Source organism: Streptomyces sp. NPDC053432 (assembly GCF_055585365.1).
This window is the reverse complement of the sequence record NZ_JBVJKF010000027.1, coordinates 104,595-116,149: the sequence shown is the minus strand read 5'-3', so window position 1 is coordinate 116,149 and position 11,555 is coordinate 104,595. Positions and strand designations below refer to the sequence as shown.

The 11,555-nt window shown below is 72.9% G+C and carries 8 protein-coding genes; 7 read left to right on the top strand and 1 reads right to left on the bottom strand.

Annotation, left to right across the window (positions count from 1 at the left end; all coding sequences use genetic code 11):
• Nucleotides 1-91 precede the first annotated feature (91 nt).
• On the bottom strand, nt 92-1,051 hold the full coding sequence (locus ACZ6Y1_RS32840) for a hypothetical protein (protein ID WP_469638488.1): 960 nt from the start codon (nt 1,049-1,051) through the stop codon (nt 92-94).
• Nucleotides 1,052-1,281: 230 nt separating this feature from the next.
• Here ACZ6Y1_RS32840 and ACZ6Y1_RS32835 point away from each other — a divergent pair, with 230 nt between their 5' ends.
• From ACZ6Y1_RS32835 to ACZ6Y1_RS32805, 7 genes are all read left to right on the top strand, one after another.
• Complete coding sequence (locus tag ACZ6Y1_RS32835; RefSeq protein ID WP_469638485.1) at nt 1,282-1,923, top strand: papain-like cysteine protease family protein; 642 nt, start codon at nt 1,282-1,284, stop codon at nt 1,921-1,923.
• A 5-nt stretch (nt 1,924-1,928) separates the two neighbouring features.
• A complete protein-coding gene (locus ACZ6Y1_RS32830) occupies nt 1,929-2,729 on the top strand; it encodes a hypothetical protein (protein ID WP_469638503.1) in 801 nt (266 codons plus the stop codon).
• 454 nt (nt 2,730-3,183) lie between these two features.
• Complete coding sequence (uvrC, locus tag ACZ6Y1_RS32825) at nt 3,184-5,199, top strand: excinuclease ABC subunit UvrC (RefSeq protein WP_469638482.1); 2,016 nt, start codon at nt 3,184-3,186, stop codon at nt 5,197-5,199.
• Nucleotides 5,196-6,203, top strand: a complete 1,008-nt coding sequence (rapZ, locus tag ACZ6Y1_RS32820; protein ID WP_469638479.1) for an RNase adapter RapZ — start codon at nt 5,196-5,198, stop codon at nt 6,201-6,203. The genes uvrC and rapZ overlap by 4 nt, the downstream gene beginning before the upstream one ends.
• On the top strand, nt 6,200-7,255 hold the full coding sequence (locus ACZ6Y1_RS32815; RefSeq protein WP_469638476.1) for a gluconeogenesis factor YvcK family protein: 1,056 nt from the start codon (nt 6,200-6,202) through the stop codon (nt 7,253-7,255). Before rapZ ends, ACZ6Y1_RS32815 begins: the two co-directional genes overlap by 4 nt.
• Nucleotides 7,246-8,241 carry a DNA-binding protein WhiA gene (whiA, locus tag ACZ6Y1_RS32810; RefSeq protein WP_037792880.1) on the top strand — a complete coding sequence of 332 codons (996 nt, stop codon included), beginning with the start codon at nt 7,246-7,248 and terminating at the stop codon, nt 8,239-8,241. The genes ACZ6Y1_RS32815 and whiA overlap by 10 nt, the downstream gene beginning before the upstream one ends.
• A 294-nt stretch (nt 8,242-8,535) precedes the next feature.
• A complete protein-coding gene (locus ACZ6Y1_RS32805) occupies nt 8,536-11,496 on the top strand; it encodes a M14 family metallopeptidase (RefSeq protein WP_469638473.1) in 2,961 nt (986 codons plus the stop codon).
• Nucleotides 11,497-11,555 lie beyond the last annotated feature (59 nt).

Genomic DNA, 11,555 nt, shown 5'->3' with positions numbered 1-11,555 from the left:
GCCGCCATCTGGCACAACCGAGCCACCGCAACACCGATCACCAGGTCACTGATCGCTTACGACCACTGACCAGCACTTCGGACTTACTCGTCTAGTCCCAGTCCCAGGCGATGCCCAGGATCCCGCGGCGCACCGACTGCTCGACGAGGTGGACCGCCCGGTGGCGGCCGCTCGGGGTGAGGTCCGTCAGGGCGGTGCGCGGGGAAGCGGGACCCGAGCGGGCGAAGCGGCGGCAGCGGACCGGGAGGGCCGCCTCGTCGAAGCGGATCTGGAGCATGTACTGGCCGCCCGCGTAGCTGAAGCCGCGCACGTACTCGTCGCTGCGCGCGCCCGTGCCGTCCTCCACTCCGTAGCCGAAGACGTACGTGTCCCCGCGCCGCAACCGCGCGTCGAAGAGCAGCTCCGCGACCAGCAGCCCCGCCCCGGGGTGGCGGCGGACCCGGCCCGTGCGGCAGTTCTCGTACGCCGTCACGCGCATCCGGGACACGTCGCAGCCCGGGTCGCCCTGGTGGATGGCCAGGTAGCGGTCGACGCCGTCACGGTGCGCCCGCACGATCTGCTGCGACTCGCGGGCCCGCATCTCGCCCGCGGCCCCAATGCGGACCCGCTCGTGGTGGCCGACCGAGTGCAGCCCGCCGTCGGAGGGGAGCTCCATCGCGTCCAGCATCCGCTCCACGGCGCCGCCCATGCCCAGCAGGGCCCGGTAGGACCGGGCGGCCGGGCGGGCGGGGCCGGTGGCGGGGTCCGGCGCGGTCAGCAGGCGGACGAGGGAGCCCTCCGGCAGCTCCAGGATCTGCTCCAGCGCGGTGACGGCCCGCAGGGACTCGGCGTGACGGGGGCGCCGGGCGCCCTGCTGCCAGTAACTGAGGCTGGTGACGCCGACCTTGATGCCGCGGGCCGCCAGCCGGTGCTGCACCCGGTGCAGGGGCAGTCCGCGGGCGGCGAGGGCGGCGCGCAGGGCGAGGTGGAAGGGGCCGGCCCGCAGTAACCGGCCGAGTTCGGGCGTGTCCGCGGGGTCCTGGGTGTCCGGCGAGTTCCCGGTCGGCCGCATCGCGACTCCTCTGTGAACATTCACACGCGCCGGCGTGGGGGGCCGGGCCGGCGGTACCGGGGGAGCAGGTGGCACGACAGCCACCGTTCACACCGCAGTCCCACCGTTCACACTGCAATGTCACGGCGTATTGAAGCGTGTTGACCTGATCGCGACAACACCCTGATGCTCCTCCACAGCGTCCGGACGCGCTCCTCCACCCCCACTGTCCCCACCTCGGGAGGAACGCGATGCGCAACAGAACCCGGCGGCATCCCCTGGCCGCCGTCCTCACCGCCCTGCTCCTGGCCCTGTCCCTCGGCGCCGGTACCGCCACCGCCGCCGACACGGACACCGGGTCCGGCCCGTCCGCCCGGTCGGCGCAGTCCGCCCCGTCCGCCCCCTCCGCCCTGGCGTACAAGCGGCTCGGCATCACCATGCAGGCGCAGCAGAAGACCAACTGGTGCTGGGCCGCCGGCGGCAACACGATCGCCACCTGGTTCGGCCGGAGCTACACCCAGAACCAGTTCTGCAACGCCGCCTTCAACCGCCAGCAGGGCTACGACTGCCCCAACAACCAGGCCACCCTCGGCAACGTCCAGACCGGCCTGCGCTGGGCCGGCATCAACCCCGGTTCGTACGTGAACGGCTGGCTGCTCTACTCCACGGTCCAGACCGAGATCAACGCCGACCGACCGATAGAGACCCGTATCCAATGGTCCAGCGGCGGGGGCCACATGCACGTCGTCTACGGCTACGACACCGCGAGCAGCTGGGTCTACTGGGGCGACCCGTGGCCCTCCAGCGACCGATACAACTGGGCCTCACACGCCTGGTACGTCGACAACAGCACCTTCTCCTGGACCCACTCCCTCTACCGGATCGGGGCGTGACCGCCATGACCCTGCGCGCCTCCGCCTCCGCCTCCGCCGCGGTCCTCGCGGCCACCGCTCTCCTGGGGATCGCCACCGTCACGGCCACGGCCACGCAGGCCTCCGCGACGCCCGTCCCGCAGCCGCAGACCGTCACCCCAGAGACCAGGGCCGCGGCCGCGCGGGCGGCCGGATCCGCGGACACCCTGGCGACGCTGTCCCGCTTCTTCGCGAGGGACGGCAGGATCGCGCCGGCCGCCGCGCAGCCCCGTATCGAGGGCGAGCCGATACCGGTGAACCACCTCTCCCCGGACTTCGTCGCGGGCAGGGCGGGGGCGCCCGTGGCCCGCCTGGAGTTCCTCGCGGGCAGGGCGGTCGCCGCCGACGGGCAGCAGGCCGTGCTCTGGACGGCCCGCACGGAGGCGGGCTGGCAGGTCGTGAACATCGCCACCGGCGACGACGAGTTCCGCTACGCGCGGCTGGGCGAGGAGAAACTGCCCGGCGGGACGGTGTTCCGCGAGCCGCAGATCGACGCGTGGTACGTCGCCGGGGGAGGGAGGGTGCTGCCGCTGGACGAGGACGCGGTGGCCGCCGTGGGCTCCGGGGGGACCAGCCTCGCCGCGTACCGCACACGGGTGACGCGGGCGTACGGGGACAAGCTGCCGGGGTCGGCGTACGCCGAGCGCGGGACGGCGGGGGGCTACGACCGGCCGTCCGGGGCGGGTGGCCGCGTGCCGCTGGTCGGCGGCGCGGTGGCGCTGGCGCTGGCGGGGGCCGGGGCCGGGGCGCTGACCCTGCTCCGGCGCCGCACCCCGGCCGTGGCCTAGCAGCCGCACCTGGGCCGGGGCCCGGCCTCCGGCGGGGGCCGGGCCCTGCGGGGCCTCTCCCCACCCCGCCCCTTCCCGAACCGGGGCCCAGCCCCGGACCCCGGTCCTCAAACGCCGGACGGGCTGGGGTGGGGGGGGCGGGGGCTCCGCCCCCGGGCCTCGGTCCTCAGGCGCCGGACCGGGGTGGTGAGCCGGGGTTCCGTCCCGGGCCCGGTCCCCGGGTGCCGGGCGGGCCGGGCTGCGGGAGCCGGGGCGGCGCCGCGCGGGCCGGATTGCCGCGCCCGGGGGACGGCACGGGCCGAAAACCAGCCCCGCCGGCGTTTGAGGCGCGGGGGTCCGGGGGCGGAGCCCCCGCGGGGGACGGCCCCGCGCGGCGGGCCCCGGGGGCGGGGCACCGCGGGAGTGGGAGGGAGGCGTACCGGAGGTTGTCGGCGCCCGCCAGTAGGGTGTTGGCATGGCCGACCCTTCCAGCTACCGACCCAGGCCGGGACAGATCCCCGACTCCCCGGGGGTGTACCGGTTCCGCGACGAGCACCGCCGGGTGATCTACGTCGGGAAGGCCAAGAGCCTGCGCCAGCGCCTGGCCAACTACTTCCAGGACCTGGCGAGCCTGCACCCGCGCACCGCCACCATGGTGACCACCGCCGCCTCCGTCGAGTGGACCGTGGTGTCCACCGAGGTCGAGGCGCTGCAGTTGGAGTACTCCTGGATCAAGGAGTACGACCCCCGGTTCAACGTCAAGTACCGGGACGACAAGAGCTATCCCTCCCTCGCCGTCACCATGAACGAGGAGTACCCGCGCGTGCAGGTCATGCGCGGCCCCAAGAAGAAGGGCGTGCGCTACTTCGGCCCGTACGCGCACGCCTGGGCGATCCGCGAGACCGTCGACCTGATGCTCCGCGTGTTCCCGGTGCGGACCTGCTCCGCGGGCGTCTTCAAGCGCTCCGCCCAGATCGGCCGGCCCTGCCTCCTCGGCTACATCGGCAAGTGCTCCGCCCCCTGCGTGGGGAGGGTCACCCCCGAGGAGCACCGCGAACTCGCCGAGGACTTCTGCGACTTCATGGCGGGCCGGACGGGCACGTACCTCTCCCGGCTGGAGAAGGAGATGCACGACGCCGCCGAGGAGATGGAGTACGAGAAGGCCGCCCGGCTGCGCGACGACATAGGGGCGCTGCGGCGGGCGATGGAGAAGAACGCCGTGGTGCTCGCCGACGCCACCGACGCCGACCTGATCGCCGTCGCCGAGGACGAGCTCGAAGCCGCCGTGCAGATCTTCCACGTTCGCGGCGGCCGGGTCCGCGGCCAGCGAGGCTGGGTCACCGACAAGGTCGAGGCCGTCGACACCGCCGGGCTCGTCGAACACGCCGTCCAGCAGCTCTACGGAGAGGAGAGCGGCGAGAGCGTGCCCAAGGAGGTGCTCGTCCCGGCGCTGCCCGAGGACACCGCCGCGCTGGGCCAGTGGCTCGCCGAGCGGCGCGGATCCCAGGTCAGCCTGCGGATCCCGCAGCGCGGCGACAAGAAGTCGCTGATGGAGACCGTCCACCGGAACGCCCAGCAGTCCCTGGCCCTGCACAAGACCAAGCGCGCCAGCGACCTCACCACCCGCTCCCGGGCGCTGGAGGAGATCGCCGAGGCCCTGGAGCTGGACGGCGCGCCCCTGCGCATCGAGTGCTTCGACATCTCGCACCTGCAGGGCGACGACGTCGTGGCGTCGATGGTCGTCTTCGAGGACGGCCTGGCCCGCAAGAGCGAGTACCGGCGCTTCCAGATCAAGACCTTCGAGGGGCAGGACGACGTCCGCTCCATGCACGAGGTGGTATCCCGCCGCTTCCGCCGCTACCTCCAGGAGAAGCAGAAGACAGGGGAGTGGGACGCCGAGACGGAGGGCGGCGAGGTCCCCGCGGCCGAGGACGACGGGCGGCCCAAGCGGTTCGCCTACCCGCCCCAGCTCGTCGTGGTCGACGGCGGGCAGCCGCAGGTCGCCGCCGCCAAGCGGGCCCTGGAGGAGCTCGGCGTCGACGACGTCGCCGTGTGCGGCCTGGCCAAGCGGCTGGAGGAGGTCTGGCTGCCCGGCGAGGACGACCCGGTGGTCCTGCCCCGCAGCAGCGAGGGCCTGTACCTGCTCCAGCGGGTCCGTGACGAAGCCCACCGCTTCGCCATCCAGTACCAGCGCAGCAAGCGCGGGAAGCGCCTGAAATCCGGGCCGCTGGACGAGGTGCCGGGGCTCGGGGAGAGCCGCAAGCATGCCCTGGTCAAGCACTTCGGTTCGGTGAAGAAGCTGAGACAGGCGACAATCGACCAGATCTGCGAGGTCCCGGGCATAGGCCGCAAGACGGCCGAGACCGTGGCAGCGGCCCTCGCCGGTGCGGTCCCCGCCGGTCCTGCCGTGAACACGGCCACAGGAGAGATCATTGAGGACGAGACCCCCGCGCCAGCGGGAACGTCGTCCGAACGGGGGACCGAGCAATGACCGAGCACGAGACCACGCACGAGACCACGCGCGAGACCACGCACACGACCGAACCCGAGACCGCGCACGAAGCCATGCACGACCGAGACGGAGCACAGGTGAGTACGGGCACGACAGTGGAGCCCGGCGAGACCGCCGAGGCCGCCATCCCCGAGCTGGTGATCATCTCCGGCATGTCCGGCGCCGGCCGCAGTACGGCGGCGAAGTGTCTGGAGGACCTCGGCTGGTTCGTCGTCGACAACCTCCCGCCGGCGCTGATCCCCACCATGGTGGAGCTGGGCGCGCGCTCCCAGGGCAACGTGGCGCGCATCGCCGTCGTCGTCGACGTCCGCGGCCGCCAGTTCTTCGACGCCCTGCGCGAGTCCCTCGCCGACCTCGACAGCCGCGGCGTCACCCGCCGCGTCGTCTTCCTGGAGTCCTCCGACGACGCGCTGGTCCGCCGCTTCGAGTCGGTCCGCCGCCCGCACCCCCTCCAGGGCGACGGACGCATCACCGACGGCATCGCCGCCGAGCGCGACCTGCTGCGCGAGCTGCGCGGCGACGCCGACCTGGTGATCGACACCTCCAGCCTGAACGTGCACGAGCTGCGCGCCAAGATGGACGCCCAGTTCGCCGGCGACGAGGAGCCCGAGCTGCGGGCCACCGTCATGTCCTTCGGCTTCAAGTACGGCCTGCCCGTCGACGCCGACCTCGTCGTGGACTGCCGCTTCATCCCCAACCCGCACTGGGTCCCCGAGCTTCGCCCCTTCACCGGGCTCAACGAGGAGGTGTCGGGGTACGTCTTCAGCCAGCCCGGCGCCAAGGAGTTCCTCGACCGGTACACCGAACTGCTCCAGCTCATCGCCACCGGCTACCGCCGCGAGGGCAAGAGGTACGTGACGATCGCGGTCGGCTGCACGGGCGGCAAGCACCGCAGTGTCGCCATGTCCGAGAAGCTCGCCGCCCGCCTCGCCTCCGAGGGAGTCGAGACCGTCGTCGTACACAGGGACATGGGGCGCGAGTGATTGCGCGTACCCCCCGGCTGAGCCGCCTGCGCCGCCTCGCTCCCGTCCGGGACGAAGGCGGCGCACGCCGCTCCGGCCGCCGGCGCGGCGCCACCCCCAAGGTGGTGGCCCTCGGAGGCGGACAGGGCCTGTCGGCCTCCCTCGCCGCGCTGCGCCGCATCACCGGTGACCTCACCGCCGTGGTCACCGTCGCCGACGACGGCGGATCCAGCGGCCGGCTCCGGGAGGAGCTCGGCGTGCTGCCGCCCGGCGACCTGCGCAAGGCTCTCGCCGCGCTGTGCGGGGACGACGACTGGGGCCAGACCTGGGCCCGCGTCATCCAGCACCGCTTCCAGTCCGAGGGCGACCTGCACGGGCACGCCGTCGGCAACCTGCTGATCGTCGCCCTGTGGGAACAGCTCGGCGACCCGGTGCAGGCCCTCGACCTCGTGGGCAGGCTGCTGGGGGCGCAGGGCCGGGTGCTGCCCATGTCGGCGGTGCCGCTGGAGCTCCAGGCCCTGGTCAAGGGGCACGACCCGGCGCGCCCCGAGGACGTGGACACCGTCCGGGGGCAGGCCACGGTGGCCCTCACCCCGGGCGAGGTGCTCTCCGTACAGGTCGTGCCCAGCGACCCGCCGGCCGTACCGGAGGCCGTCGCGGCGGTGCTGGACGCGGACTGGGTGGTGCTCGGCCCGGGATCCTGGTTCTCCTCCGTGATCCCGCACCTGCTGGTGCCGGAACTGCTCGACGCGCTGATCGAGACGAAGGCCCGGCGGGTCCTCTCGCTGAACCTCGCGCCGCAGCCCGGCGAAACAGAGGGCTTCTCTCCGCAGCGTCATTTGGAGGTTTTGGCCCGACACGCCCCTAAACTCGCCCTGGACGTGGTGCTGGCCGACGAGGCTGCCGTGCCCGACCGCGAGTCCCTCGCCGATGCCGCCAAACGGTTCGGCGCCGCGGTCGAGCTGGCGCCGGTGGCCAGGCAGGACGGCTCTCCGAAGCACGACCCGGAGCTGCTGGCCGCCGCGTACGACCGTATTTTTCGGATGCATGGAAGGATCGGCCCATGGCGATGACGCCCGCGGTGAAGGATGAGATCTCTCGCCTGCCCGTCACCCGCACCTGCTGCAGGAAGGCGGAGGTCTCGGCGATCCTTCGGTTCGCCGGGGGGCTCCACCTGGTGAGCGGCCGCATCGTCATCGAGGCGGAGCTGGACACCGGGATCGCGGCCCGGCGCCTGCGCAAGGACATCCTGGAGATCTTCGGACACTCCTCGGACCTCGTGGTCATGGCCCCCGGCGGGCTGCGCCGCGGCAGCCGCTACGTGGTCCGCGTGGTGGCCGGCGGTGACCAGCTGGCACGCCAGACGGGCCTCGTGGACGGCCGCGGCCGACCCATCCGGGGTCTGCCCCCGCAGGTGGTCTCCGGGGCCACCTGCGACGCCGAGGCGGCCTGGCGCGGCGCGTTCCTGGCCCACGGCTCGCTCACCGAGCCGGGCAGGTCCTCCTCCCTGGAGGTCACCTGCCCCGGCCCGGAAGCCGCCCTGGCCCTGGTGGGCGCCGCCCGCAGGCTCTCCATCGCCGCCAAGGCGCGCGAGGTCCGCGGCGTGGACCGGGTCGTCGTCCGCGACGGCGACGCGATCGGGGCCCTGCTGACCAGGCTCGGCGCGCACGAATCGGTGCTGGCCTGGGAGGAGCGGCGGATGCGGCGCGAGGTGCGCGCCACCGCCAACCGCCTCGCGAACTTCGACGACGCCAACCTGCGCCGCTCGGCGCGGGCCGCGGTGGCCGCCGGAGCCCGTGTGCAGCGCGCGCTGGAGATCCTCGGCGAGGAGGTCCCCGAGCACCTCGCCGCGGCCGGCCGGCTGCGGATGGAGCACAAGCAGGCCTCCCTGGAGGAGCTGGGCGCGCTCGCCGACCCGCCGCTGACCAAGGACGCGGTCGCGGGCCGGATCCGCCGGCTGCTGGCGATGGCCGACAAGCGGGCCCAGGATCTGGGGATCCCGGGCACCGAGTCCAACCTGGACCTCAGCGAGGAGCTGGCCGACAACATGGCGGGCTGAGCCGGGCCCTCAGGGCGGGTGCGGGTGGTGCCGCTGCGCGGTGCCGGTCCCCTACCCGCCCTTCCTCCGTTCCCCGGGGCTCAGCCCCGTCCCCCGCGCCTCAATCGCCGGCGGGGCTGGGGGGCGGGGTTCCGCCCCCGACCCCGCGTCTCAATCGCCGGCGGGGCCGGGCCCGGGTGTGGCCGTGCGGCTGAATTCCGGGCGGTGCGGCGGTACGCCCCATTGACACGGGCGTCGGCCGATCGTGAGCCTGTCCCCCAACGCTTTCGTGGCTGACGACGCCCAGGGGGGCATATGAGGCACCGCGCGAGATCGATCCTCGCGGCAAGCGCACTCGTCTTCGGCACCACACTCGCCGTCCTGCCCGCTGCCGCGGCCCAGGGCCGGACCGGCTCCGCGCCCGCCGCCGACGAGGTACGGGTCTACGACGCCGACATCACCCGGGAACAGGTCCCGCTCGTCCTCGCCGCCGGCCAGGACGCCCACGAGCTCTCCGAGCGAGCCCCGGAAACCGGGACCGCCCGCGTCGAGCTCTTCCTCACCGGTGCCCAGGCCCGGGAGCTCGGCGCCCGCGGCGTCAAGCTGGCCGAGCGCAAGGTGAGCGCCGCGGGCCTGGCCCGGGCCAAGGCGGCCGGCGACGGGGTGTTCCGCCCGTACAGCGGCAAGGGCGGTCTCCAGGAGGAGATCCTGCGCACGGCCCGGGAGAACCCGGGGCTGACCAAGGTCGTCTCCATCGGCAAGACCCTCCAGGGCAAGGACATCCTCGCCCTCAAGGTCACCAAGAACGCCGCGAGGACCAGGGACGGCGCCAAGCCCTCCGTGCTCTACATGTCCAACCAGCACGCCCGTGAGTGGATCACCCCCGAGATGACCCGGCGGCTGATGCACCACACCATCGACAACTACGGCAAGGACCCGCGGATCACCGGGCTGGTCGACTCCACCGAGCTGTGGTTCCTGCTGTCCGCCAACCCGGACGGGTACGACTACACGCACGCGCCCGACGGTCAGCGGCTGTGGCGCAAGAACATGCGCGACAACAACGGGGACGGGAAGATCACCTCCGGCGACGGGGTCGACCTCAACCGCAACTTCGCCTACAAGTGGGGCTACGACAACGAGGGTTCCTCGCCGGACCGGGCCAGCGAGACCTACCGCGGCCCGAGCGCCTCCTCCGAGCCCGAGACCGTCGCCCTCGACGCCTTCGAGAAGCGCATCGGCTTCGAGTACGCCGTCAACTACCACTCCGCGGCCGAGCTGCTGCTCTACGGGGTGGGCTGGCAGGTGGGCACCCCCACCCCCGACGACGTCGCGTACAGGACGCTCGCGGGCACCCCGGACAACCCCGCGGTCCCCGGCTACCATCCACAGATCTCCTCCGAGCTCTACGTCACCAACGGCGAGGCCGACGGCCAGGCGGCCAACGCCAACGGCATCATGATGTTCACGCCGGAGATGACCACCTGCCAGACGGCCTCCGAGAGCGACCCGAACGACCGGTGGAAGCCAGAGGACTGCGCCTCGGGCTTCAACTTCCCGGACGACGAGAAGCTCATCCAGGCCGAGTTCGCCAAGAACCTCGCCTTCGCCCTGACGGTGGGCGAGAGCGCCGCGCACCCCGACCGCCCGGCGTCCGCCGTGGGCCTGAGCGCACCGGACTTCACCCTGGACCCCTTCAGCACCTCCTACGCGGCCCGCGGGCAGGACCAGAAGGTCTCCGTCACGGCCCGCAAGGCGCTGAAGGACAAGGAGCTCAACTACCGTGTCAACGGCGGCCGTACGCACGACGAGGACCTGGAGCCCTGGAAGGGCGGCGAGGTCTACGGCGGCGACGACAACAACTGGTACGACGAGTACCGGGCCGAGGTGGAGGGCACGAAACCCGGCGACAAGGTCGAGGTCTGGTTCACCGGCCGCGACCGCGCCTCCGGCAAGCAGGTCTCCAGCGAGCACTTCACCTACACGGTGGCCGAACGGGCGCGCGCCGACGTACTGGTGATCGCCGAGGAGGGCGCCAAGGCCCAGCACGCCCAGGAGTACGTGGACGCCCTGCGCGCCAACGGGCGGTCCGCGGCGGTCTGGGACGTCGCCGTCCAGGGCGCCCCGCACCCCCTCGGAGTCCTCTCCCACTTCCGTACGGCCGTCCACTACACCGGAGCCAGGACTCCCGGCGGCGAGACCCAGCTGGCCGTGCGCGACTTCCTGAACGAGGGCGGCAAGCTGATCGAGGCGGGTGAGCTGGCGGGCGGCAACGTCCGGATCGGCGACACCGTGACCAACGACTTCAGCCAGTACTGGCTCGGCGCCTACGGGCGTACGACCGTCAGCGGCGCGACGGGCTTCACCGGAGCCGGCAGCCTCGGCGGCGCCACGGGCGCCCTCGGCAACGCCGCTGGCAACCCGCTGGACGCACCCGGCTCCTACACGGTCACCTCGGAGACCCTGCCGCCCGCGCAGTTCCCGCAGTTCAAGAGCGCACAGGCGGGCCAGTTCGCCGGGGTCGTCAACCCGTACGCCCCCTACGCCGGCACGCAGATGGCCTCCGCCCTGCACACCGACGACGACTGGAAGCGCCTCGTGCGCACCATCGACCTGACCCGCGTCACCGCGGCCGACCAGCCCCGGCTCAAGCTCGCCCTCAACTGGAACGTCGAGGAGGGCTACGACCACGCCGCGCTGGAAGCCCGTACGGCGGGCGGCGAGGACTGGACCACCCTCCCCGACCTCGGGGGCCTCAGCGGGTCGGCCGTCCCCGAGGAGTGCGGGGCCGGGTTCTTCATCAACGGCCATCCCTTCCTGCGCCACTACCTCACGCTCGAGGGCGGAGGCTGCGCCCCGCAGGGCACCAGCGGCGGCTGGAACACCTTCACCGGTTCCTCCGGCGGCTGGAAGCAGGTCGCCTTCGACCTGAGCCCGTACGCCGGAAAGACCGTCGAGGTGTCGCTCTCCTACATCACCGACCCGGGTTCGGGCGGCCGGGGCGTCTTCGCGGACGAGGCCCGGCTGTCCGTCGGCGGAGTGGACCAGACCACTGAGGGTTTCGAGACCTCTCTCGGGGCCTGGAGTGCGCAGGGCGCGCCCGCCGGAAGTCCTGAGGTTCCGGGCGACTGGTCCCGCTCCGGAGAGCTGTTCAAGTCCTATGCGGCCGTCACTACGCGTGACACCGTTCTGCTCGGGTTCGGCCTGGAGCACCTGCCGGCCGCCGCCGACCGCGCGCTACTCGTCGGTAAGGCGCTCCGTGCGCTGAACCGCTGACCAGCACCCCCGCGCCGCAGTCACCCTGAGTGACGGGGGCTGAAGTCCTCGGGGCCCCG